The sequence below is a fragment of the Coleofasciculus sp. F4-SAH-05 genome (genome assembly GCF_040222985.1).
Lineage (GTDB): Bacteria > Cyanobacteriota > Cyanobacteriia > Cyanobacteriales > Coleofasciculaceae > Coleofasciculus > Coleofasciculus chthonoplastes.
The window spans coordinates 1-24463 of sequence record NZ_JAVKBY010000255.1 but is presented as its reverse complement, the minus strand read 5'-3'; the positions used below and the strand labels follow the sequence as shown (position 1 = coordinate 24463).

At 45.6% G+C, this 24463-nt stretch carries 23 protein-coding genes and 1 pseudogene; 10 read left to right on the top strand and 14 right to left on the bottom strand.

What is annotated here, in order from left to right:
• Positions 1 to 106 precede the first annotated feature (106 nt).
• The 7 genes from RIG27_RS31295 to RIG27_RS31265 all read right to left on the bottom strand — a co-directional run bounded on the left by RIG27_RS31295 (position 107) and on the right by RIG27_RS31265 (position 5945).
• Entirely contained in the window at positions 107 to 556 is a 450-nt protein-coding gene (locus RIG27_RS31295; RefSeq protein ID WP_446350981.1) for a transcriptional repressor, read from the bottom strand.
• Positions 557 to 631: 75 nt separating this feature from the next.
• Positions 632 to 790: a hypothetical protein gene (locus tag RIG27_RS31290; protein WP_446350980.1), complete on the bottom strand. Its 159-nt coding sequence runs from the start codon at positions 788 to 790 to the stop codon at positions 632 to 634.
• Positions 791 to 883: 93 nt separating this feature from the next.
• Positions 884 to 1849, bottom strand: a complete 966-nt coding sequence (locus tag RIG27_RS31285; RefSeq protein ID WP_446350979.1) for a multicopper oxidase domain-containing protein — start codon at positions 1847 to 1849, stop codon at positions 884 to 886.
• Positions 1850 to 1931: 82 nt separating this feature from the next.
• The gene (locus tag RIG27_RS31280; RefSeq protein WP_446350978.1) at positions 1932 to 2312 is read right to left on the bottom strand and encodes an FHA domain-containing protein; all 381 of its coding nucleotides are present in this window, start codon (positions 2310 to 2312) and stop codon (positions 1932 to 1934) included.
• Positions 2313 to 2652: 340 nt separating this feature from the next.
• Positions 2653 to 3633: a cysteine peptidase family C39 domain-containing protein gene (locus RIG27_RS31275; RefSeq protein ID WP_446350977.1), complete on the bottom strand. Its 981-nt coding sequence runs from the start codon at positions 3631 to 3633 to the stop codon at positions 2653 to 2655.
• Positions 3634 to 3905: 272 nt separating this feature from the next.
• On the bottom strand, positions 3906 to 4964 hold the full coding sequence (locus tag RIG27_RS31270; protein WP_446350976.1) for a cysteine peptidase family C39 domain-containing protein: 1059 nt from the start codon (positions 4962 to 4964) through the stop codon (positions 3906 to 3908).
• Positions 4965 to 5327: 363 nt separating this feature from the next.
• Entirely contained in the window at positions 5328 to 5945 is a 618-nt protein-coding gene (locus RIG27_RS31265) for a class II aldolase/adducin family protein (protein WP_446350975.1), read from the bottom strand.
• A gap of 159 nt (positions 5946 to 6104) precedes the next feature.
• Here RIG27_RS31265 and hemC point away from each other — a divergent pair, with 159 nt between their 5' ends.
• Together hemC and RIG27_RS31255 are read left to right on the top strand one after the other, a co-directional pair.
• The gene (hemC, locus tag RIG27_RS31260) at positions 6105 to 7070 is read left to right on the top strand and encodes a hydroxymethylbilane synthase (protein WP_446340089.1); all 966 of its coding nucleotides are present in this window, start codon (positions 6105 to 6107) and stop codon (positions 7068 to 7070) included.
• 174 nt (positions 7071 to 7244) lie between these two features.
• Positions 7245 to 10706 (top strand): DNA methyltransferase, encoded by a 3462-nt coding sequence (locus tag RIG27_RS31255; RefSeq protein WP_446350974.1) that lies wholly within the window; start codon positions 7245 to 7247, stop codon positions 10704 to 10706.
• 214 nt (positions 10707 to 10920) lie between these two features.
• On the opposite strand, the gene RIG27_RS31250 is transcribed toward RIG27_RS31255, so the two are convergent.
• Complete coding sequence (locus RIG27_RS31250; protein WP_446351013.1) at positions 10921 to 11376, bottom strand: type II toxin-antitoxin system VapC family toxin; 456 nt, start codon at positions 11374 to 11376, stop codon at positions 10921 to 10923.
• 32 nt (positions 11377 to 11408) lie between these two features.
• A complete protein-coding gene (locus tag RIG27_RS31245; RefSeq protein WP_446350973.1) occupies positions 11409 to 12158 on the bottom strand; it encodes a hypothetical protein in 750 nt (249 codons plus the stop codon).
• Between the two features lie 182 nt (positions 12159 to 12340).
• Between RIG27_RS31245 and rsmI the strand changes: the two genes are divergently transcribed.
• On the top strand, positions 12341 to 13168 hold the full coding sequence (gene rsmI / locus RIG27_RS31240) for a 16S rRNA (cytidine(1402)-2'-O)-methyltransferase (RefSeq protein ID WP_446350972.1): 828 nt from the start codon (positions 12341 to 12343) through the stop codon (positions 13166 to 13168).
• 104 nt (positions 13169 to 13272) lie between these two features.
• Here rsmI and RIG27_RS31235 read toward each other — a convergent pair whose 3' ends face one another.
• Complete coding sequence (locus tag RIG27_RS31235) at positions 13273 to 13599, bottom strand: DUF433 domain-containing protein (RefSeq protein ID WP_446340093.1); 327 nt, start codon at positions 13597 to 13599, stop codon at positions 13273 to 13275.
• A gap of 59 nt (positions 13600 to 13658) precedes the next feature.
• On the opposite strand from RIG27_RS31235, the pseudogene RIG27_RS31230 reads away from it, so the two are divergent.
• Positions 13659 to 13739, top strand: a pseudogene (locus RIG27_RS31230) (hypothetical protein); the annotation flags it as partial.
• A gap of 235 nt (positions 13740 to 13974) precedes the next feature.
• Here the strand turns inward: RIG27_RS31230 and RIG27_RS31225 are convergent.
• On the bottom strand, positions 13975 to 15858 hold the full coding sequence (locus RIG27_RS31225; RefSeq protein WP_446350971.1) for an Rqc2 family fibronectin-binding protein: 1884 nt from the start codon (positions 15856 to 15858) through the stop codon (positions 13975 to 13977).
• A gap of 88 nt (positions 15859 to 15946) precedes the next feature.
• On the opposite strand from RIG27_RS31225, the gene RIG27_RS31220 reads away from it, so the two are divergent.
• From RIG27_RS31220 to gmk, 3 genes are all read left to right on the top strand, one after another.
• Positions 15947 to 17176: an RNA-guided endonuclease InsQ/TnpB family protein gene (locus tag RIG27_RS31220; protein ID WP_446350970.1), complete on the top strand. Its 1230-nt coding sequence runs from the start codon at positions 15947 to 15949 to the stop codon at positions 17174 to 17176.
• A gap of 83 nt (positions 17177 to 17259) precedes the next feature.
• The gene (remA, locus tag RIG27_RS31215) at positions 17260 to 17526 is read left to right on the top strand and encodes an extracellular matrix/biofilm regulator RemA (protein WP_446350969.1); all 267 of its coding nucleotides are present in this window, start codon (positions 17260 to 17262) and stop codon (positions 17524 to 17526) included.
• 15 nt (positions 17527 to 17541) lie between these two features.
• On the top strand, positions 17542 to 18105 hold the full coding sequence (gene gmk / locus RIG27_RS31210; protein ID WP_446350968.1) for a guanylate kinase: 564 nt from the start codon (positions 17542 to 17544) through the stop codon (positions 18103 to 18105).
• A gap of 132 nt (positions 18106 to 18237) precedes the next feature.
• Here gmk and RIG27_RS31205 read toward each other — a convergent pair whose 3' ends face one another.
• A complete protein-coding gene (locus RIG27_RS31205; RefSeq protein WP_446350967.1) occupies positions 18238 to 18393 on the bottom strand; it encodes a hypothetical protein in 156 nt (51 codons plus the stop codon).
• A gap of 33 nt (positions 18394 to 18426) precedes the next feature.
• Between RIG27_RS31205 and RIG27_RS31200 the strand changes: the two genes are divergently transcribed.
• Both RIG27_RS31200 and RIG27_RS31195 read left to right on the top strand, forming a co-directional pair.
• Positions 18427 to 19431, top strand: a complete 1005-nt coding sequence (locus RIG27_RS31200) for a GGDEF domain-containing protein (protein ID WP_446350966.1) — start codon at positions 18427 to 18429, stop codon at positions 19429 to 19431.
• Between the two features lie 217 nt (positions 19432 to 19648).
• On the top strand, positions 19649 to 20878 hold the full coding sequence (locus tag RIG27_RS31195) for an RNA-guided endonuclease InsQ/TnpB family protein (protein ID WP_446350965.1): 1230 nt from the start codon (positions 19649 to 19651) through the stop codon (positions 20876 to 20878).
• On the opposite strand, the gene RIG27_RS31190 is transcribed toward RIG27_RS31195, so the two are convergent.
• Together RIG27_RS31190 and RIG27_RS31185 are read right to left on the bottom strand one after the other, a co-directional pair.
• Entirely contained in the window at positions 20854 to 22536 is a 1683-nt protein-coding gene (locus RIG27_RS31190; protein WP_446350964.1) for an EamA family transporter, read from the bottom strand. The genes RIG27_RS31195 and RIG27_RS31190 overlap by 25 nt on opposite strands.
• A 242-nt stretch (positions 22537 to 22778) precedes the next feature.
• On the bottom strand, positions 22779 to 24278 hold the full coding sequence (locus tag RIG27_RS31185) for a glycosyl hydrolase family 57 (RefSeq protein ID WP_446350963.1): 1500 nt from the start codon (positions 24276 to 24278) through the stop codon (positions 22779 to 22781).
• A 25-nt stretch (positions 24279 to 24303) separates the two neighbouring features.
• Here RIG27_RS31185 and RIG27_RS31180 point away from each other — a divergent pair, with 25 nt between their 5' ends.
• Entirely contained in the window at positions 24304 to 24429 is a 126-nt protein-coding gene (locus RIG27_RS31180) for a hypothetical protein (protein ID WP_446350962.1), read from the top strand.
• Positions 24430 to 24463: the final 34 nt, after the last annotated feature.

Here is a 24463-nt window from a genome sequence, read left to right as displayed (position 1 = left end):
TTTTCCCTGGACTTAATCAAAATAATGATTTTCATTATCAAAACAAAGCGGTATTCCGTCAATCCCCGTACCGGGGACATGACCAGTTTCTTGGCAACAAAAGGGGCTACCCTTGCTGTACCGCCTCAAAGCAGACCGCATGAAGGGTAAGCTGGCAGTCAAGCCGTTCAACATTTTCATCCCTGGCTTGTTGTTGACTAATCTTTAAAATTGACGAATCTTTGAACTCAATCGTTTGATGACACTGGAGACAGACAAGATGATGATGGTGTTTTAAACCCGAATAATTTAACTCATAATGCTTATGTCCTTCTGCTAGTTCCAGTTCTCGCAGCACACCAATGCGAACCATTAACTTAACGGTTCTGTAGACGGTGGACAGGCTGACATTTTTTCCTTGATCCTCTAACCAATCATGCAATTCTTCGACACTAAGATGCTCACCTGGGGGTAGTTCCTGAAACACTTGCAGAATCGTCTCTCTTTGAGGAGTCATTCGCAAATTTCTCCGGTTGAGGGCTAATTTGAGTGAGTTTGCCGTTAAGACTTCACGCATTCGTCATTCGTCATTTGTCATTTGTCATTTGTAAGACTGTAGGGTGGGCATTGCCCACCAGCCGTCCGTGATTACTTAAGAGGGTGACGCCGTAGTTTCGCTTTCGCTAGTCGTTGCGGGTGAACCGTTAGCCTCTGGCGTTGAGGGATTGGGTGTTTGTGGGTTGCCACAGCTTGTCAGGGCAATTAGAGTCGCGGCTGCACCCGTGAGGGATAAAAAACGAACCGATGACATTGTTAAGAATTTTTAGCAATAACTGAGTGAACGGTTCTTAGTCTACAGCTATTGACAGTATTTTGCAATAACTGAGGAAAAAAGAAATATGGCTCACAGGGGAATCACATCAAACTTGCCCATGCAGCCATTTTCCGCGATCGCATCTTGGTGAGGATGGAACATATACTCACCGGGGTAGGGGTAGGAAAATTCCAAAATATGCCGTTCCGCCGTTCCCAGGGTAATTACATCCGTTTCCAGGGTAGGGGTGAGAGTGCGCCCGGTGGGATAAACCTGGAACAGATTGGCATGAATATGAAACGTCGCCGCCGGATCAAACTCAATCATATTCAGCAGATACAGACGCACGAGTTGGTTTTGATAGATCGGGATGGGATGGTCTAAGTAGTAGTCAGGGATACCATTAAAGGCGTAGAGTTCATTCTGATTATCATTATTGATATCATATCCACCCATCACCAGAACCATCTCATCAGCGGGAGGGCGTTTTTGGGGAGGATCAATAATGAACATACCATAAAGTCCTTTGCTGATATGGCGGGTCACAGGGGCAATGTGGCAATGATAGAGGTGGACACCAGAGGGTTTAGCCTCAAATTCGTAAATCGTTTCCTGACCATGGCGTATCGGTTTCACCCCATCCATTTCCGACGGGTGAGTGCCATGAAAGTGCATACTGTGGGAATGTCCGCCTTGATTGTGGAAAATAACCCGAATGCGATCGCCCTCGGTGGCGCGTAAAGTGGGTCCGGGAACGCGATCGTTAAAGTTCCAGCTTACGAAGGAAACAGCACTATTGAGTTGTAGAGAAGAATTTTTAGCAACAATCTCAAATTCACGAATGGTGCGCCCATTTTCCTGTTTAATCGTGCCAGAGTCAAAGTCTCGCAACACAGACATGGGGTTAAACTGATCCGGTGTTGTCTCTGGCAGCTCAGGAATGCGTACTCTAGAGGTGGAACGTCGTATCCAGGTTTGTCCTGCGATCGCGGCACTCGTCACTCCAGCGCCGATTAATCCCCCCTTCAGTATCTGGCGGCGAGTCCATGGTTTCATGTTTGATCCTAGATGTGGATTTTTCATTAGCGACGGCTCGTGACAATCATTAATTGATAATAATTCTTTTCTAGCAACTTAATCAAGGGAATGTGTTTACCGTACTAAGTGGGTGGACATTAAAGATAAATGTGACTAAGCTATCTTTTCCTAATTCTATTGTGTCGCCCGGATTGAGAAGGTGTCGATTGGCGGGAGTGAGACGCATACCATTTAAGTATGTACCATTGGAACTGCCAACATCTTCGATAAAATAGTGGTTTCCCTCAAGGGAAATAGTGGCATGGTTTCGAGATACAATGTAGGAATTGGGGAAGTTGGACACATCAATCTCCGGTTGTATGCTGCCCTCAGCCTTACCAATGTTAATCACCGAACAGTTGGGCGGTAACTCCAGGGGGGTGTTGGTTTGAACGTGGAAGAGTTTTGCCTGTTGTCCCGGTTGTATTTGTGTATTTTTCATAACGTTTGCGTGGAGATAGGTTTCTGAAAGACGGAGAAGACGATGGGAACGTGCTACCGGATTTCTCAATAAAACAAGTTAGCTCCGATACTTATTATGTTCGATCAATCGGAAATTGAAACGGTTTATCCTCAAGTCGATTGTTAAGATATTCTAATTTATTATGCCAGTCCAACTCAGCCGCCAAGAACTCAAGTTCTTGGCTTATAGCTTAAGTCGGTTAAAACCGACTACAATTCTTGTCCAGAGGTAGGTTGGGTCGAGGAACGAGACCAACATAAGCTAGTACTCTGTTGGGCCCTTGCGAAGTCGAAACCCAACCTACTCACAGATCGCCATCTTAAAAGGTGTGTTTTAGCTTGGACGGATAGGTAACAAATATAGCTTGACCTATCCAATAGCCTTTCATCTGTTCAAACGTCAGGACTTGACGCCCATAAAGCGGATTCCCAATGGTTACCGTTTGCGCTTTGGCATCAACCGATAATAGGGCGATGGCATGGTTAAATATTACGCCATCTACCGGTTCTTTGACTGTCAGTACAGCCGGTTGACCTACAGTAATTAAATCATCAATTGTTAAACCCCTTTGATAGTTCGGCGCTAAACCCAGCTTTTCCATTGCCCGAATTGAACCTAATGAGTAAGTTCCTTTTCGCGTCGTATGGGTGAGTTTAACCACATCCCGTTCCGATAAATTTGGATCTAATCCCACCAATCGGGCTAGTGTAGCGATACTGGCTGGGGCGCAAGTGTGAGATGTGGTTTGGAGAACAACTCCTTCAATGACTAACGGTTCACTTGCCATCCCCGTAATGGGTAATGTGTAATACAGAATAATCACCAACGGTAGCATTATTCCCACGACGACTCCCACCAGCAGACGTAACCGTCGGCGAGAACGTTGTCCAGACAACTCAATTGATACAACTAGCCCTAACGTTAAGCATCCCAACGCCAGGATAATGGGCTTATGATAAGCACCGAGATATAAGCGAACAATTAAGGGTAGAAAGCGATAAATATTGAACTGTACACCGAGAATAATAACCGTTGCAGTTGTCGCGATCGCGAGAAATATGCGATTAATCTTGCGGCGGTAATTCTTTGGGTTGTTAGAGAGAGTGGCTTGGGCGGCTAAACGGTTTCCCACAATTGCACCGCTACTGAGAGGAATCAGGCAAAACAGGGTAATAAACAGGATGAGATAGTGCGATCGCATTGCCCAAAGGGTTAGGGAAACCCCTAGGATATAAGCCGCGAGGAAAAGTTGAGGCAATGTGATCTGCGGTTTAAGCGGAAGTTTGAGTAGACTGTTCATGGTTGTTTTGACAACAGCAGCTTTGATTGTTTTGAACCCAAAAATTGGAAGCGTTTCAACCTTTGGATTTCTTGCCCACTCTCTGTTACATTAGTACATAATGGTGCAAAATTTGAGTGGTTTACCTATAGGAATTAACCCTGATTCGTCAGGCTGAGAATCCCGACTTGTGGGGAATCTAACTTCCAACTCAAATAGGATGGCTATAGGGCGCGATCGCACTCACCAAAGAAAGCTGCTGTATGGGGTAGTAAATCGATGGCGAGTGGAGTCTACTTCGGTATATCTCCCACTGAGTTGGGGTTATGCAATTGTTGGGCTTTGGGATTGTTGACAAACACAGCATCACCTGTCCAATATCCGTTAATATGGTCAAAAGTTTTCACCTGACGCCCATAGAGAGGGTTGCCAATTGTTACAGTTTGTGATTCTGGATTGATAGATAATAGGACAACAGCATGTAAAAAGATGACGCCATCTACATCTTCATTGACACTGAGAACAGCCGGTTGATTCGTGGTAATTAAATCAGCTATAGTTAACTGACGTTGGTACTTTGGCGCGAGTCCTAACTGGCGCATTGCCCGAATTTCGGCTAAAGCCGTGGTTCCTAATCGACTCGTATGGGTGAGTTGAACCACATCTCGCTCTGATAAACTGGGGTCTAAGCCCACCCAACGAGCCAGAGTCGCAATGCTAGCCGGGGCGCAGGTATGAGAAGTGGTTTGTAGCACCACGCCCTCAACCACAAAAGGTTCGCCTAGCATCCCTGTGACGGGGAGTAAGTAATGGCTAAATATGGCTAATGGTAGTATCATTCCGATAACGGTAGCCATTAATAAAGGTAGAGGTTGAGAGATTCCTCGACCAAATCCCACGAAAAACACAACCAATCCTAAAGCAAAACATCCTAATCCGAGGATAAAAAGGTTTAGATATTCTGCAATATAAAGTAAAATAATTGTCGGAATCCAGTGGGGTAATGGCAGATTTGTGGCAAAAATGGCTAAATCTGTAACCTTGACACCTTGTAGCAGAATAAGTGAAGCCAAACTCGTCGCGATCGCACCCACCCCAAATAGAATAATATAAACCAGTCGCTGATGATGTTTCAGGGCTTTATCGATGGTATCCAAGGTAACTCCGCACATCACCCAACGATGGGCTAAATTTGCACCAATAATGGAGGCGATGACGCAAATCAAGGCGATAAAGACAGTGTAGGAATCTGATTGGATTGCCCAAATCGTGAGGGATATTGACATCCCATAAGCAGCGATAAATAGGTGAGATGGTTTGATATACTGTACAATTTTTATAGAACTGTTCATTGTCTTTTCTAGAACAGCAGCTTTGATTTTCTCAAGACTAATCGCACTCACCAAAGAAAGCTGCTGTATGGGATAGTAAATCCGTGGCGAGTGGAGGCTACTGCGATATATCTCTAGCCGATTTGGGGTTATGCAGGTTCGTAGTAAGGGCTTTAGCCTGAGATTCTGTTGGGTTGACGAAACCCAACCTACAACGATATGAGTTGTTCATTTATCAGTGGGGAGGGCGGGTTTTGTTGTTCATTTATCGGTGGGGAGGGCGGGTTTTGTTGTTCATTTGTCAGTGACAAGTTAAGTTAGTGGCTAAACCCGCCCCTACAATTATGGCTAAACCTGCCCCTACCATTGACCCTTCACTGCGTTCTAGGGCATACTTATGACTTTTCCATTGTAGTAGTTCAAAAGTATAGCCCCAGCTTCATCTAAGGTTTCGCCAAAAGTAATAATTCCTTCTTCATGTCCCGCCATTACCAGAATCTTTTTTGCCATCAGATTCTCTTGGTCAAATAATCGGAGAATTTCTCGTGCCATTTCCGGAGTGCCGTAGGGACAGTCTTGGGCGGTGGTGGGGACTTGGTTGATTAATTGCTGCCACAGGGGGAGATTGTGAACGTGAATAATTGCGTTAATTGTCGGATTTGCCGCATAGAGAGTGGCATGAGTTAACGCTTCCGATGAGGCTTGGATGGGTCCGGTGCAGGTTAAAGAATTCTGGTCTAAATCAAAATCGGTGACAATAGTATAGTGATGTTCTGTTAATCGGGGAAGACTGCCTGTTTTTGTGCCAGAGATGATAAACTCACCGGAGGGCGTATAACGAATACTGAGATTACCAAAACCAATCCCATTTTCATACATGCCGATTAGATGCAATTGATAGAGCTTATCGCGCCATTGATTAAGTTCGGCAATCTTTTTATAGGGGAGTGGTTTTGTCTCAATCCAATGGCATTGATACTTAACGTAACCTTCATCGATCATAGTCTTTTATTCCTATCGTTATTGGTAATGACGAGGGAACAGGGAACAGGGGAAGGGGAACAGGGAATAGGGAAGAGTGACAAAGGACAAAGACCGAATGACCAAACTGCGGTAGTCTAGTGTAGGTGACTCTTTATATTTGTTTGACGCGATCGCTCTATGTCCTCCACTGTTACCAGTCCTGCTCGCACGATTCGTATCGGTTCCCGCAAAAGCCAATTGGCTTTGGTGCAAACCTATTGGGTACAGGAACAACTAAAAAAACACTACCCGGATCGGGACTTTGAAGTCCAGACGATGAGTACCCACGGGGATAAAATCTTGGATGTGGCACTCTCCAAGATTGGTGATAAGGGACTCTTTACCAAGGAATTGGAAGTAGGGATGCTGAATCAGGAGATTGATTTAGCGGTGCATTCCCTCAAAGATTTGCCCACCGCGTTACCAGAAGGATTAGTCTTGGGGTGTGTGACGGAACGCGAAAACCCCGCTGACGCATTGGTGGTTCACGCTAAGCACCAAGGTAAGCAACTGGATACCCTTCCCGAAGGTGCGGTAATTGGCACCTCATCCCTGCGGCGTTTGGCACAATTGCGCTACCACTTCCCCCATTTCACGTTTAAAGATATTCGCGGAAATCTGAATACCCGACTCGGAAAACTGGATGCTGGGGAGTTTGACGCTTTGATTTTAGCCGCCGCTGGGTTAAAACGATTGGATATGAGCGATCGCATCCACCAAGTTATACCCTCGGAGATTTCCCTCCATGCCGTTGGACAAGGGGCGTTGGGCATAGAATGTCGGGGGGATGATCCAGAAATCTTGGATATACTCAAAGCCATTGAACATTCCCCAACCGCACAACGGTGTTATGCAGAACGGGCATTTTTACGAGAACTCGAAGGCGGTTGTCAAGTCCCCATTGGCGTAAATACAGAGATTAAAGGGAATAGCCTAATCCTTACAGGTATGGTTGCCCGTTTAGATGGAACAAGCTTAATTAAAGATACCGTGACCGGGGAGGCGACTGAGGCGGAAGCTTTAGGGGTGGAACTGGCTCAACTATTACGTCAGCAAGGGGCACAAGAGATATTAGACGAAATCTTCGCTCAAATTCAGCGGTAGGGTAGGGGCGCACCGACGTGCGCCCTTCCCCCAAAATTTAAATCTAAGCTTCGTGTTAATTCTCATGTAGGGGCGACCCGCTTGCACAAATCAACAACTGTGTCCATTTAAATTGATCGGGTCGCCCTTTACTTCAATTCTAATTTGCCTCTTAAATAACATTGGGCTGTCTGGTTGGTTACAATTAATATTAATACAGACAAGCATACCCTATTCGGTGAAATGCGCTCATCCGATCGCGATCGCACTCAAGCCTTTCTAGATAAGTGGTTGGGTTCTCAGGGGAATGAGAGAGCCAACTATCAAGCCTTTTTCCAAGATTTATGCACAGCATTAGGCGTGGCTAGTCCGCCGCCGAAAGGAAATGTCCCTGGTGATCCGTACTGTTTTGATAAAGAAATAAAGTTTTTCCACGCTGATCGTGATATTACCACTCGGTTTGCTGATTTCTACAAAGCGGAGCATTTTTTAATTGAAGCAAAGCAGGGTGGAACAACCGCCGGGAAGGGAACAGCGAAGCGGGGGACAGAAGCCTATCGCAAGGCGATGGAAAAGGCATTTTTCCAAGCGCGGTCTTATACGCCATTTTTGCCGTCAAAACCACCGTTTTTAATCACTTGTGATATTGGGTCTCACTTTGAGGTATGGACGGGGTTTAGTGGGGATTATGGCGGTTATGGAGCGAGAGAGCGAATCGAGTTAAGGGATTTGCTCAAATCGGATGTCTTTGACCGTTTTGTGACGATTTTTACTGATCCGCAGCAACTGAACCCAGAGAAATATCGAGCAAGAGTAACGCGGGAAGTGGCTGATGATTTGGCAAAGCTGGCGAAGGGATTAGAAGCTCAAAAGCATCCGCCTCAGGCGGTGTCTAATTTTCTGATGCGCTGCATCTTTACGATGTTTGCTGAAGATGTGGAGTTATTGAAAGGAGAGGTATTTACCCATGCGTTAAGGGAACGTTGGATTCCCAACCCCGCTACATTTAAACCGGAAATTGAAAACCTCTGGCAAATTATGAATACTGGGGGTCAGTTTGGGTTTGAGACGATTCTCAAATTTAATGGTAGTTTCTTTGAAAATGCCACAGCATTTGATTTGCCGAAAGACCAGTTAGAGGTATTACTACAAGCAGCGGAGAAAGATTGGAGTCAAGTTGAACCCGCCATTTTTGGCACATTATTAGAACGGGCATTAGATCCGAAAGAACGCAGTCGTTTAGGGGCGCATTATACACCTCGATCCTATGTGGAACGGTTAGCACGTCCGGTGGTTCTGGAACCGTTGCGACAGCGTTGGGAGTTGGATATTGAACCGGAACTCAAACGCATTTTAGAACTCAAAGAGGGACAAGACGAACCAACCGCCGCGCAGAAGAAGAAAGCCGCCGCAGAAATTCAGGCATTTCTCCAAGAATTGCGAACCATTCGCATCCTTGATCCCGCTTGTGGATCAGGGAATTTCCTCTATGTCACCCTGGATTTACTCAAAAGTTTAGAAGCGGAAGTGGTGCAACGATTTGAGGATGTGATTGGACGGGTACAGCTTGAACTTGAACAAGTGAATCCCTCTCAGTTTCTGGGTATTGAGATCAATCCCCGGGCGGCTGCGATCGCGGAACTGGTAATCTGGATTGGGTATCTACAATGGCACTTCAAGCGCTTTGGTACAGCCGCGCCGCCAGAACCGATTTTACAGAAGTTTGAGAATATTGAATATCGAGATGCGGTGTTGGCTTATGATGGCAAAGAACCGGATATTGACCCAGAAACAAAGCAGCCGCGTACTCGTTGGGGCGGGCGGATGATGAAGCATCCGGTTACAGGGGAAGATGTACCCGACCCAACGGATCAAATTCCAATTTATCGTTATATTAATCCTCGTCCGGCTGAGTGGCAAGCGGCAGATTATATTGTTTCTAATCCTCCGTTTATTGGCAATGCCAAAATGCGGGAAGTGTTGGGGGATGGCTATGCAGAAACGCTACGCAAGGTTTATACAGATGTACCAGATACAGTTGATTTTGTTATGTATTGGTGGCACAAGGCGGCTGAGTTAGTTCGGGTGGGTCAGGTGCAGCGATTTGGATTAATTACGACGAATAGTATTCGCCAGGTTCGTCAGCGAAAAGTCATTGATTTTCACGTTAAGCAAAAGAAATCTATTCGGCTTATCTTTGCGATTCCGGATCACCCTTGGGTGGATGGAGGGGCTGCGGTTAGAATTGCGATGACGGCGGCTGAGTTGGATGATCCGAAAAAGTCGGTTAAAACTGCCCAGTTGGGGGCTGTAGTGGTTGAGGATGAAGGGGAGACACCAGAAAAGTTAGCCGAACACGTTGAAGTAGAATTGCAAAATGTGGGACGGATTTTCAGTAACCTTCAGGCTGGTGTTGATGTTAGCAATGCAGTACCCCTGAAAAGTAATCAGAAGTTATGCTGTCCTGGTGTAAAGTTGCACGGCATGGGATTTTGTTTAACTGAAACAGAAACAAATAGTCTTGAGTCTGATATTATTTATCCTTATGTAAATGGACGTGATTTACTGCATACATCTAGAAAATTATTTGTGATTGATTTATTTGGGTTAACAGAAAAAGAAATATATAAAAAATATCCAAGAGCCTATCAATGGGTCTATGAGCGTGTCAAACCAGAGCGAGAACAAAATAATCGAGAATCTTACCGTGAATATTGGTGGATTTTCGGTGAACCTCGTGCTAGCTTCAGACCTGCATTAATTAACTTAACTAGGTATATTGCAACAGTAGAAACTGCCAAGCATCGTTCTTTTCTATTTTTAGATAATCAAGTAAAACCTGACAATAAAATCATTGTTATAGCTCTTGATAATGCTTACTACTTAGGTATTCTCTCTAGTAAAGTTCATGTGGCTTGGGCATTAGCTTGTGGAGCACAACTTGGTCCGACACCTGTATATCCCAAATTGAGTTGCTTCGACCCCTTCCCCTTCCCTAACCCCACCCCCGAACAAAAACAAAAAATCCGCGAACTTGGCGAAAAATTAGACGCCCATCGCAAGCAAGTCCAAGCCCAACATCCCGATATCACGATTACTGGAATGTATAACCTGCTAGAAAAACTCCGTGCAGGTCAACCCTTCACCGATAAAGACCGAGACTACAACAATAAAGCCTTAGTTTCCACCCTCAAACAAATCCACGATGAACTCGATATCGCCGTTTTAGATGCCTATGGATGGCATCATGATATTAGCGATGAAGAAATTTTAGAACGATTAGTCGCCCTCAACGCCGAACGCGCCGAAGAAGAACGTAACGGGTTAATTCGCTGGCTGCGTCCAGAATACCAAGCCCCCGATGAAGTGAGAACCCAACAGGTAATTCCTGGTGTCATAGAACCCGAAACCGAAACCGTTACCCCAGCCGTTCAAAAACCCTTACCCAAGAAACCCAAAGACCAACTCGCCGCCATTCGTGATTTATTACTTTCTAATAGTGGGGAATGGACAGTTGAACAAATCGCGGCTCAATTTAAAGGTGGACAACGCCAGAAAAAAGCCATTGCTGAAAACTTAGAACGCTTAGAATGGTTTGGCGTTTTAATTAGCCGTAAAGATGGCAATATCACGCGCTGGCAATTTGCTCAAACGTAGTTTATGGTCAACAAGATTAGGTCACGATATTATCGTGACCCTACCGAATAAATTATCCCTGGGATGTGGTAGGGGTACGGCACTGCCGTACCCTATTATCTGATACATTAGAAGACGTTCCGCAGCAAAGCTAAAATAATGGGATGGATTTTACTGTTAAATCGGGCGCACGTTATTAAATCGGGCGCACGTCAGTGCGCCCCTACAGTGTTTATCAGGATACATTCGCCTTCCAGCATTCTAGTTTCAGATTTCTGACTTGATTCATCACTCTGAAATCCCTATCTTCTGAAACAATGATCAAATTATGTTGTATGGCTGTGCAGGCTATCCATAAATCGTTAATTCGCACACCTGCATCCTTGATGTCATACTTTCTGCGCTTTGGCTTATCTTTCGGGGCAAATTTATTAAATATCTCAGCATAAAACCTACCATAAATTCTCGATGTTTCTGTATCGATGGGATAAATATTTAATTGTTTTACAAATTCATCAAGCAAAGCGAGATTTTCTTGTCTTCTTTGAGACTTCTCAACCATTGTCATTAGTTCGCCATAGATGATTGTATTTATAGATATTTCCGTGTCTACAATCAGTGACTCTAGTTTTTGGATAACCTGAGCATCTCTTTGAGCAAACACAAAGCTACAGTGATTTGTGTCTAACAGATAGACAATAATTTTACCTAAATTTTACCTGACTACTTCCTCGTTATATTGACATATTCCAAACACTCATCAAAATCATCTCCCTTCCAGGTTGGTGCGCTGTCAAGCCAATTTAATAACTCTCCAACTGTGTTTTTTTTATGCTTTTGGTAATGCTCAAGCTGCCATAGTACACCTCTTGAGGTATGCTTAAGAGCGGTGAGATAAGAGACGACTTCTGGCGAAATACCAGATTGCTCAGGCTGAAGGGTTGGATCTGCCATAAATCCTAGTGCTATCGTTTTGATGCTCTCGATCAATTGATCAGGAAAGAAGGAAATGTACTGTTCTAAGACGTCTGACAACTTAACCATTCCTGTGTAGATTTTCCCAGCTTTATCGACTGGATTTTGGTCAGAAAAAGCCTGAAGCATATAGTCCTGAGTAATGAGCAATTCTTTAAATCCCTCCATATATTTGTCCTCAGCTTCCAGTTTTTTGACAACCCTGCTGGGGAATAAATCACTGTATTTAGTTCTGAGGTGTTTAGAGAGAGGTTTATACTCAGAAAAGAAAAATTTCGTATTTTCTCTCAGATTATTTGTTGACTTTATCTGCTCCGAAGTCTCTACAAGCTTGATCAAGTCATCTCTGATTTCATCTCTAGATAATTGCCCTGTGCCAGATTCATACAACTGTTCTAATGCTAGCTTGGCTGAAGCTAAACCGTTAACAAAGTTGTCGCTCTTATTTGAGAGTAACGTTGAAAGGGATCGGATTGAATTTTCTGTTGCTATATGCATAATCAGATTCCTTAGCTATGGACTAAAGAAGGTTGAGAGATAAACTCTACTGCTATTATGCCTTGCCTTGGGTTGTAGACGGTGAGGACATCATCATTAAAATTGGCGTAAGTCTGAAGATATGAGAATCCCACGCTAAAACGAGCTAGAGTAACAAAGTCAGCAGGTATTAAATTAGACAAATGGGGACACTGTATGTTGTCGGGACGCCAATTGGCAACCTAGAAGATATGACCTTCCGGGCGGTACGCATCTTACAAACAGTCGATACTATCGCCGCCGAAGATACCCGCCACACGGGAAAATTGTTGCAGCATTTTCAAATTAAAACCAACCAAATCAGTTACCACCAGCACAATCGCCAGCAGCGCCTACCTGAATTGCTAAATCAGTTAACCACAGGAAAAACTATCGCCCTGGTTACGGATGCGGGAATGCCAAGTATCTCTGACCCCGGTTATGAACTCGTCCAAGCTGCTATAGAAGCTGGAATTCCGGTTATCCCCATCCCCGGTGCTACGGCGGGAATTACCGCCCTCAGCGCCTCTGGACTCCCCACAGATCGATTTGTGTTTGAAGGCTTTTTACCCGCGAGTGGACAAGAACGCCAACAACGGTTGGAGGTGTTAGCGGCTGAATCGAGAACGTTAATTTTTTACGAATCGCCCTACCGTCTCCAGCAAACCCTACAAGATTTCGCCAACATCTTTAGTCCGTCTCGTCAAATCGTCCTCGCGCGGGAGTTAACCAAGTTACACGAACAATTCTGGCGAGGCACCATTGAAGACGCGATCGCATATTACACTGACCACGAACCCAAAGGCGAATTTACTCTTGTCCTCGCTGGCGCACCTGCTGAAACCCCTGTCCTCTCTGAAGCCGCCCTCAAAGCCGAACTTAGTCAACTGATTAACCAAGGACTTTCGCGATCGCAAGCCGCCCGTCAATTATCTCACCTCACCAATCTCCCACGACGCCAACTTTACCAAATGGCACTATCCTTACCTTAGTACATGAACACTTACCTGGTATAGTCCTGGATCACAAACACTTGACGGCTCGATTTAGGCTGGTTCTGCTTTTTGACACGAATTAGGCGATCACGAAACGTTCCTTAACCATCCCCATCCTGATCAATAGCAGCAATAGCGCGATCGCATTCGTCTGGGTGTTGTTCGTAGTATCCCCAAGCAGCAATCAGGTCTTTTTTAGTAAGTGTAGGATAATTTCGCAAAAGTTCCTCGTCATCTGCCCCCTGCTTGCGGAAAGCTACCAATGTCCATAGGGGGATGCGCGTGTTGCGAATCCGAGGTTGTCCACCACATACGCCTGCTGTAACCTGAATTCGTTTGCTGCTGAGTTGCTCAAGCAGCAAGGTGCGTTCCTCTGGGGTGAGGGACTCAATAATTTGCACCAGTGAATTGACCAGTTGCGTGTTCATCTACTTTAATTCAGGTTTTCTAACAACCCTTACACTAAAGATTCTCGCGATCGCAAGCCGCCCGTCAATTATCTCACCTCACCAATCTGCCGCGACGCCAACTTTACCAAATGGCACTATCGTTAACCGAGATCCCGTAGGGGCGGGTTTAGGGATTAATTGAACAAATACACCTTAAACCAAACAACGAAACCCGCCCTGACCGATGACCAATAACTGAAAAAGACCATCAACTTGACAGATGGTCTTTTATGTGCTACAAATTTTGTTGTCATTTTTGGAGGAAATCTGCTGCCCGTTCCCAAGCGCACAGCTTAAGATTTCTTTATATTTTTATCGTAACAGAGAATACGTTTTTTATCAAAATTTACATTCTTAACCAGAGATATCTGCCGTCCGATAGTGTTCAGCCTGTTGAGGACGCCCCCACACGATCCGTTCTCGCTTGTAAATCGCCATCCCCGGTTTAGCGCCCTTGGGCTTATAGACATGCTTCGGCTCAGTATACACCACCGGCACCACATCACTCTGACGACCTCGACTATAATGAGCAGCTAAGTCAGCCGCAAACTGGAGATCCACCTCATCCGCCACCGCCCCCGGATCTAACCGTAATAAGACATGACTCCCAGCAATCTCTTGGGTATGAAACCACAAGTCATAATCCCCAGCCGTGCGAAACGTCAGTTGGTCATTTTGGCGATTGTTACGACCAATTAACAATTCAAACCCACTGGGCGTGCGATATCGGTAGGGTTCAGAGGCTTCAACATCCCGACTGCGTTGATCTTGAACATCCAAATACCCTTGCCCAATCAACTCCTCGCGGATTTCCTGTAACGCCTGCAAATCTTCCGGCGTCGTGTAGCGATCAATCTGAATTAAGGATGCCTCAACCTGTTCCAAATAGTCAACTTCCCCTTGCACCTCTTGCAGTAACGGTACAACCGCCAGACGCGCCCGTTTCAGCTTTTGATGACGTTTATAGAGGGATTGAGCGTTTTGCACGGCATTTTTGTCGGGATCGAGGGAAATCGTCAACGGTTGATTGGTTTCAAAATCCAGAACCGTGATCTGGTTCATTCCCGGTTGCCAATCTTGCAGATGCGCCATCAATAAGTCAGCCTGTTGACGATACTCATCCGCCTGTTCCGATTGCTGTAACCGTTGTTCAAAGCCTAACGCCTTGGAGCGCGATCGCACTAAAAAATTGTTGACTTTCTGAGTCAGTTGGTTACGGAGTCGGCTAAACTCTTGTTGATTCAGTTGGTCAGTATAGTAATGATGCAGTAAAACCTGGACATTTGGCGCAGGCTTAACCACACCCCAACCCAGCACATTATATCCATCCTCTGTCCAACCCGGTTTGATTGTGTAGGGGCGGGTTTGACTATTATCGTTTGTTGTCACCCTGACGTGACTAAACCCGCCCCCATCTTCCCCAACAAGGGCGGGTTTAGTTAAGTTATCAGTTTTCTCCAAAACGTTATCCGTAAAACCCGCCCCTACAACTTGATCCCAATTCTCCAGCGCCCATAGCCATTCTTGCCAGCGCTGAAATAACCGTTGCCAATCTTCTGTCTCTAAGGTTTCCGTGGATTGGTTGGGATCTAACTCAGCCGCTTGGATGATAGAACGCACCAAGGCGGGACTTAATCCCCGGTAACTCTTAAGTAATTGCCGTTTTAACGCTCCGGGAACTAAGCTAACTCGTTCTTGCCAACGCTCCTGGGACTCACTTAAACTGGGTAAATCCCCTAACAATGCTGGTGGATGTTCGTAAGGCTGACCCGTTTGAATCGGACGGACACTGGATTGCTGAGAACTCACCTGATGGGCGGCGGTGACGATGATATTTTTAGCATCGGTCAGAATCACGTTACTATATTTCCCCATAATTTCCACATACAGATGCCAGAGAATTGGATCTCTAGGGCGTCGGGCAAATTGCAAGTCCAATACTCGCTCCCAAGGGGCAATAAACTGAATTCCGACTAGCGCCAACCCCTTTAACTGATGTCGCAGTTGATCACTAAACGTAAACGTATCCGGTAGGCGAGGTGGCGGATCAGTCAAGCAAATTCGGGCGGCTTGGGGATGCCAAGCCAGCGTCAGCCATCCTCTACCCTGAAGTGTTCGTAAGCATAGAGCAATGGTAAAGCGATCGCGCTGATAAACTTGTTCGAGTCGTCCTGGTATCCAGCCAGCTTGTAACTCAGCACAAGCGGCTGTCAAGGTCGTAACGTCAACCTGTTGCATATTTGATAAGTAGTTGGACAAAAGTTGCGAGTCTAGTACAATTATCAGGTTTTATGCTAAAATAAGCAGTATAAGCCTAAAAACGACCATGATAGTTTTTGAGTTCAAGGTAAAAGCTAAACTAACTCAATACGCAGCTATTGACGAGGCAATTCGGACAGCGCAATTTGTCCGAAATAAATGCTTACGATACTGGATGGATAACAAAGGTGTCAACAAGTACGACCTCAACAAATATTGCAGTGTATTAGCGAAAGAGTTTAGCTTTGCTGCGGAACTCAACTCTCAGGCGCGTCAATCATCGGCTGAACGTGCTTGGAGTGCTATTAGCCGTTTCTACGAAAACTGTCGGAACAAAATCAAAGGGAAAAAGGGTTTTCCTAAGTTCAAGAAAAACTGCCGTTCTGTTGAGTACAAAACATCAGGATGGAAGCTATCGGAGAATCGGAAAGCCGTTACCTTTACCGACAAGAAAGGAATAGGGCGACTAAAGCTTAAAGGCACTTACAATCTGAACTTCTACCAACTTGACCAAATCAAGCGAGTAAGGTTAGTTCGACGTGCTGACGGTTACTATGCACAATTTGCGGTTAAGGTTGACGTGCGGCTTGTAGAGACGCACCATGGCGCGTCTATACCGACTGGGAAAGCCATCGGCTTAGACTTGGGCATCAGATACTTTCTGGCTGATTCTAATGGTCATACAGAGGATTCACCAAAGTTTTACCGCTTCTCAGAAAGGCAACTCAACAGAGCTAACCGCAAAAAGTCTAAGAAGTACCGGAAGGGAGCCAAACCGCAATCAAAAAACTATCATAAGGCAAGGAAACGATATGCCCGGAAGCATTTAAGAGTAAGTAGGCAGCGAAAAGAATACTGTAAGCGAGTTGCGTATTCCGTTATCCAATCTAACGACTTGGTAGCTTATGAAGACTTAAATGTGAAAGGGCTGGTAAGAAATCGTCACTTGTCTAAGTCCATTTCTGATGCAGGCTGGTCTACATTTCGACAATGGCTAGAATACTTTGGATATAAGTACGGGAAAGTAACCGTGGCGGTTCCACCACATTACACCTCTCAAGATTGCCCAAAGTGTCACCATAGAGTTAAAAAATCCCTATCTCAACGAACACACCTCTGTGGCAACTGTGGGTACGTTGAAGATAGGGACATTGCCGCCAGTCTAAACATCCTGCAAAAAGGATTAAGTACGGTAGGGCATACCGGAACTTACGCTTGGGGAGACACACCCTCTTGGTCAGTTGGAGTAATCCTGCTGGCTAACGGTGAGTCAGGGAACCAAGAATCCCCGCTCTAAAGACGCGGGGAGTGTCAAGTAGATAACATTGAAATCAAATCCCTCGTAATCGCTCCTCAGGCGGCTTTTGCCGTTAGTTTTTCATGGATATTCAACTGATCAATATCGGTTTTGGTAACATTGTTTCGGCAAACCGTGTCGTGGCAATCGTTTCCCCAGAGTCTGCCCCAATTAAGCGTATCATTACAGATGCTCGCGATCGCGGACAACTGATTGATGCCACGTATGGGCGGCGCACTCGATCTGTCATTATTACCGATTCTAGCCATGTCATTTTATCAGCGATTCAGCCAGAAACCGTTGCTCATCGCTTTGTCATTGGCAAAGATGGGGCAACCACCCACAATTGATTCGACAAGGAACCGATGATCAAACCAGGCAGACTTATTGTAGTAACCGGTCCAAGTGGCGTAGGCAAAGGAACTCTAGTCCGTTTACTCTTACAGAAACACCCGCAACTGTATCTATCGATTTCCACCACCACCCGTCAACCTCGTCCCGGCGAAATTGAGGGACAACATTATTATTTTGTCAGTCAGGATACCTTTAAGCAGATGGTAACCGCCAATGAGTTATTAGAATGGGCAGAATATGCGGGAAATTATTATGGTACACCTCGTCAACCCGTAGACCAGCATATTCAACGGGGTGAGTCTGTCCTTTTAGAAATTGAACTGGAGGGAGCAAGGCAAATTCAACAAACCTTTCCCAGCGCATTGCGTATCTTTATTCTGCCCCCCAATATGGCGGAACTCGAACAGCGCCTTCGTGGGCGGGCTCAAGATAATGAGGAGGCGATCGCGCGACGCCTAGAACGAGCCAAAGCTGAAATCGAGGCGGTAAATGAGTTCGATCTGCAAATTGTCAATGACAATCTAGAAGAAGCACTATCGAAGCTAGAAGCAGCTATTTTTGGAGGGGCGGAGTAAATGGGGGAGGTGAAGGAGATGAGGAAGATGAGGAAGATGGGGAAGATGAGGGAGATGGGGAAGATAGGGAAGATGGTGTAGGGGCGGGTTTCACTACTATCTTTTGAAATGGTGCGTTACGCTTCGCTCTCCTCACCCTACACCCGCCCCGACTTGACGAATGACCAATGACGTAGCTTGCTTGGCGCTCCGCGAGTATGACCAATGACGAATGACAAATGACGAATGACAAATGACGAATGACAAATAACAATGCCAGTATAGAGGAACCAACATCAGGGGCATCACGATAATCTCTCACCGTTAAAAACCGCAGGTATAATGCAAAGTCAATTAAATACCCCTGTACTCGTAAATACCCCTGTACTCGAACAATTGATTGATTCACTTCAATCCAGTTATTCGGTAGAAGAAGCGTGTTCAACGATTGAACCATTAGTCCGACACCTTTTTCCCAATGAAATTGGGGCGATTTTTGTCATGAACTCCTCAAAAAACTTGCTGGAGGCGATCGCGACGTGGGGTTCTATCCCGTTAACGAGCGATTCTGTCTTTTCGCCCCACGAATGTTTAGCCTTACGACGCGGACAGTCTCATTTGGTCGATGACACTCAGTATTGTTTAAACTGTCAGCATATTCGCGCAAATTCTCCGGCTGTGGAAACCTTTTGTGTTCCCATGATTACCCATGGAGACACTGTGGGATTATTGTCTGTCAGTTCACTGCAACGGGGGCGAATTGCCCAAACTCGACAATTAGCAGAAAAGGTAGCGAAGCATATTGGCTTGGCATTAGCTAACTTAAAACTGCGAGAAACGCTGAAAACCCAGACGTTTCGAGATCCACTGACGAAACTGTATAACCGACGTTACCTGGAAGAATGCTTTGAACGAGAAATCCGCAAGTCTCAACGTCAACCCAAACCCATTGGAGTCATTTTATTGGAAATCGATGAGATGGAACAGTTACAGCAGCAATTTGGGAAATCTGTGGCGGATTTTCTGGTGCGCGAGATTGGGTTTTTGTTACCTAGCCAAGTTCGGGCGTCTGATATTGCCTGTCGTTATGGTGGTCAACAATTTCTCCTATTGTTACCAGAAGCCAAGTTAACCGTCACCCAACGACGCGCTGAACAAGTGCGACAGAGGATTGAGCAACTTAGTTTAGACTATCGCGGTCAATCCCTGGGTTCTCTGACCATTTCTGCGGGGATAGCCAGTTTTGCAGAACATGGTAAGACGGCAAAGGAAGTGCTACAAGCGGCTCAGATCGCCCTAAATTTAGCCATGGCTGGAGGGCGCGATCGCATTGTCACAGCGTCTTAGTGTCGGGTGTCGGGTGTCGGGTGTTGGGTTAGCAACTGAAAATCATGTTTCCGATTTGCCATGGCACGTCTCTACATTGCTCCCAGACGTAGCATGCTACGTCTCTACATTGTTCCCCTGCTTCTGGGACTTCTCGCCAATGAAAGGCAATTTATTTCCATTTTATTCAGAACAGCTTACCGAAAATAGTATATAATGGTAATAAAAGGTGAAAACAATGCAACATCAAGCTATCAAAGTTAGGCTATATCCAACAACTGAACAGCAAGAGATATTAGCTCAACACTTTGGCTGCGCTCGTTGGTGGTGGAATTATGCACTTAATTTGTGCATTGAAACCTATCAGGCAACGGGCAAAGGCTTGACTCGTTCTGCATTGAATGCCTTTTTACCTAAGCTCAAAAAACAGGAGAAAACGCAATGGTTATCTGAGTGCTATTCTCAGGTGCTACAATCGACGACGCTTAATCTGGTAACTGCCTATAAAAACTTCTTTGAAGGTAGAGCTAGATACCCAAGGTTTAAAGCCAAAAAGAATAAGCAATCCATTCAGTACCCTCAATCGGTTCAAGTTGTAGATGGTTGTCTTAAGTTTCCGGGTCGCGTGGCAAAAGTCAAGGCGAAAATACACCGATCAATTGAAGGGAATATCAAGACAGTAACGGTTAGCCTGACGCCATCGGGTAAGTATTTTGCATCCATCTTGACCGAGGTAGAAGGGGGTAGCCTAAGTGTCAGCACCGAAGGCAAGGTTGCAGGGATTGACTTAGGGTTAAAGGATTTTGCCATTGTTAATGATGGCATAAAAACCTCTAAATTTGCTAATCCTAAGCACTTAGCTAAACATGAGCGTAACCTGAAAAGAAAGCAACGGAAACTAGATAGAAAAGAGAAAGGAAGCAAGTCGAGAGATAAAGCCAGAAAACGGGTGGCTAAGGTTCACGAACGAGTTAGCAATGTCCGTCAAGACTACCTGCATAAGCTATCCAGAAAGCTAGTTGACGAAAACCAAGTCATCGTAGTCGAAAGCTTGAATACCAAGGGCATGGTTCGTAACCACAAGCTAGCCAAAGCAATTTCTGATGTAGGCTGGGGAATGTTTGTCAATTTCTTGTCGTACAAACTCGAAAAAGAAGGTAAGGTGCTGGTAGAGATTGACCGATGGTTCCCTAGCTCAAAACTTTGCTCAAACTGCCATTATCAGGTTGATGAAATGCCACTGGAGGTTAGGGTTTGGACTTGTCCGAGTTGTTGTACTCATCATGACAGAGATGGCAACGCTTCAGCGAACATCAGAGCAGAAGGCATCAGGATTTTATCGGTCTCAGGGACTGGGACTGCTGCTGGTGGAGGGGATGTGAGACCGAAACTTGGGCGTAAACCTAAGCTGACGCAATCCCCTACGAAACCAGAAGCCCACACTTACCCGTCAGGGAAGTGTGGGTAGTTCACAGCCGCTACTCCTAACGTTACCAGCACCATACCCACGACTTGAGGAACCGTTAATGAACTTTGAATTAGAATCAAAGCCAAGAGTGCGGTTAAAATCGGTAACGTAGCCCCCAAAACCGAAGCACTAGCTGCACTACTTCTGGCAATTCCCATGGTGTTGAAAACATAACTAATTAGAGTAACACCGCCTAAAACCAGACCACTGATCACTAAATTTAAACTTAAACTCGGCGCAAATACTACACCCCACGATGCTGGGAAGGATATCATTACACCCAAGGCAGAAAATATCAGAACGATGGCTAAGTTCAGCAACAGAATTGGCATCGGATGAAGCTGTTTTGCCAAATTTTGCATCAGCATTAAATGCAGGGCAAAGGCGATCGCAGCCCCTGATGCCAGAGTAACGCCGAATGATGACAGTTCCTCGCTACCACTGGGTAGAGTCGTTAGCACAAACCCAGCAATTACCATCGCGAAGGGAATGAAATGACTCCATCGATTAAAGCGATCGCTCAGTAGTAACAGCACGATGGGATAGATAAAGAAAATGCTCACAGCCACACCGGACACAATGATTCCTAATGCCCAATACAGCAATACTTTGGATAAGAATAGGAAAAACCCACTACATAGGAGAGTACCGAATAAACCCCAATTGCGCCAACGCAGAACCTGTTGAATATCTCGCCACACCCCCCGATAAAATCCCCGACTCAAGATTGCCGCCATCGGTACAACTACCAACATCCGCGACCATAGTACCAGTAAGGAATTCCCTAACGTCGGCATCCAAAAACCACCCACAGGTTCTGGGAATCCCGCAATCGCTGTGGTATTAAAAATAATATTGACAAAAACGTTTTCAAATGCTATTGCTAGCAACGATAACAACACCAGCACTAACCCAACCCACTGTTTCCCCGTGGATTGTTTTTGCGGGCGTTTTTGAAGCTGGGTAGGTGGAACAACAGGTAAAGGTGATTCAGCAGGCGACCTAACGATTTCGCCCTGATTAGAAAGAGGAGAAGACCCATTCTGATCCGGCGCTGGTAACGTTAGAGGATTAGGGGCGGCGGGAGGAATTTGAGAACGGGGTTCAGAGGATGGGGGAGGAATTTCAGCTTTGAGTCGATTCACCAGCGTCTCTAGAATCACCTCGGCTTGTTCCTGGAGACTGTACATCTGGCTCAACTGTTGAGACATTGAGCTGTGATAGCTATTCATATCCTGTTGCAGGGTTCTAAATGTAGTTCTCAGGGTGTCATCCAAGGAAGCTACTAATTCCTGGATAGTTTGCTGGTGATTTTCCACTGTCTGATCAACGGATAGTCTTTCTGAAGACTGGGTGAGTTGTTGGAGGTGTTGACTGAGTAAGTCTTGCAGTTGGTTGGCAAAGGTTGGGACAATATCAGACATCAGTGCTGGCGGTTGAGTCAAGTGCTGCTGTCGTTGATAGTGCAGCGTTTTAATTTCCTCGCTCAACTGGGCTTTCTGTTGTTGTAGCTGTTCAATCTCCTGAGTAAACTGGGTCATGAGACTGTGACGCAACGTCTCTATGCCCTCAATACTCTCGGTCATCGATTGCAAGAGATCGGCAGCTTGTTGTTCTCGATTCTCCCCGTTGTCCGGTTGATTGTCTAGTTGCCCCATTTCCAGTACCACTCGGTTAGTCTATGCAAAGCAGTAATAAGTTCACTGCTTTGCAGTCGGATGTTGAATTTTAGCCAAGCCAAAGTAAAGCGTCAAGCCTTTCAATGAGGAAGAGTGTGTAGGGGCGGGTTTCACCACTATCTTTTTGGTTACACCCAGATGTAACTAAACCCGCCCCGACTTAACAAATGACAAATGACAAATGGCAATCTAAACCGTTACCTTGAATTGTCCCCACCTACTTAACCCTTAATAATCGCTTCACCGCGTTGGTAAAGTTCACGGGCATAATCCGTCCACATTCCTTGTCCCCAATAGCGAAAACAACTGGTTTCCAGTAACAACGTGTACAATAATGCTTGCTGATAATCACTCCGCTGCGTCACCGAGGAATCTTGCTGCACTAATGGGTCATACTTCAGATGAAATGCTGCACTGAGTTGATTCATGGGTTCTAAGACATTTTCATACCCTTTCACCCAACTTAAATCATTCGTCCATGATGCCCCATCAACATGGAATTGATGATCCGTGGCGGTCAAGTCTTCAATTGCATTCGCGACGGCATCGGGTGTAACATTATCCAGATCGACTCGTTGCCAAATTTTATGCTGACCAATGGCTTGACAAGGGGGATAATCTTCTGGATTAACGCCCGCCGCTTCAATTAATTCTAAATACTCCGTCCCATTCATCGGCACGACACCTGTTTTACCGCCCCCTTGGTCACGGATTTCATGGTAAATGCGAAACAAATCACGGGGATATTCGTTCATCATCACGCCCCCATTTTCGCCATCGGCAATTTGGGTGACTAAGGAGGGAATCGAATGATTGCCAATTGACTGCTTACCCCGCCCCTTTGCCTCAAAATAGGGCTGCATTTGTGCCACTAATTTGGTATCTGACCCTTGCGTTTTAATCAAAATTGTGATATAAATTGTTTCGCCCTGAGAATTGCGAGCGACTAAACGATTAGGAATATATTTCTGATCCTGCGATAATCCCGAACCATCCAGATTTTCCAGAGAATGTTCCTGTACCATTAACCAGCGATAGCCACAGTCTTTCAGCGCTTTGATATATTCATACAAAGTATCGGGATGATTGGGTAAATGCATCTCTGGTGGCGAAAAGCCTTTCACCCGCTTTAAGGCATCGTACCCAAACATAGCGGCAAAATAATGTTGCCATGCCTGAATATGCAGTTTAATATCAGGAATTGGGGTAGAGGGAACAACCGCATGACTCCACATCGTTCCCAGCCATTCCACATAAGGCTGATAAGCGCGATCGCAGGTAATCCGTTTAAGATTATTCAGGATATCCTCCCGCCCCATTTGCTGGAATCCCCACAATAGATTACCCGAATAGTCCAGCATAATCCGAGGATTGCACCCCTCAGCTACCAGTTGGGGAATAAAGTCACCCATACGACGGTAGCACCAGGCAAAGGGTTCGGCATTATGATTATCGCCATCGTGGGGATGTTCAAACATATACTGGAGATTACTGATTAATTCACCATTCACCCCGGCTGGAATCGTGGGTTGGTGCAGATGTAAGGCGCAAGCGAATCCTGAGGTGATATCCTCGATACGCAGATTCGTTGTCGGTAAAAATACGGGTTCATTTTGTTGCACCGCTGCCCGAATTTGCTCTTCCCACCCGCAAATATTGGGTAATCCTGCCCGTAATTCCGCTAAAGCGGGTTGATTCGGGGTTGATGTTACTGCACTCATGATCCTTTCCTTGATGATTGCGCTATTGCTAGCATACACAATTCGTCATTTGTCATTTGTCATTTGTCATTTGTCATTTGTCATTTGTCATTTGTCATTTGTCATTTGTCATTTGTCATTCGTCATTCGTCATTCGTCAGGGAATCGGTAAGGTAGAACTTTGAGTTAACTCCCTCTGCTCCCCC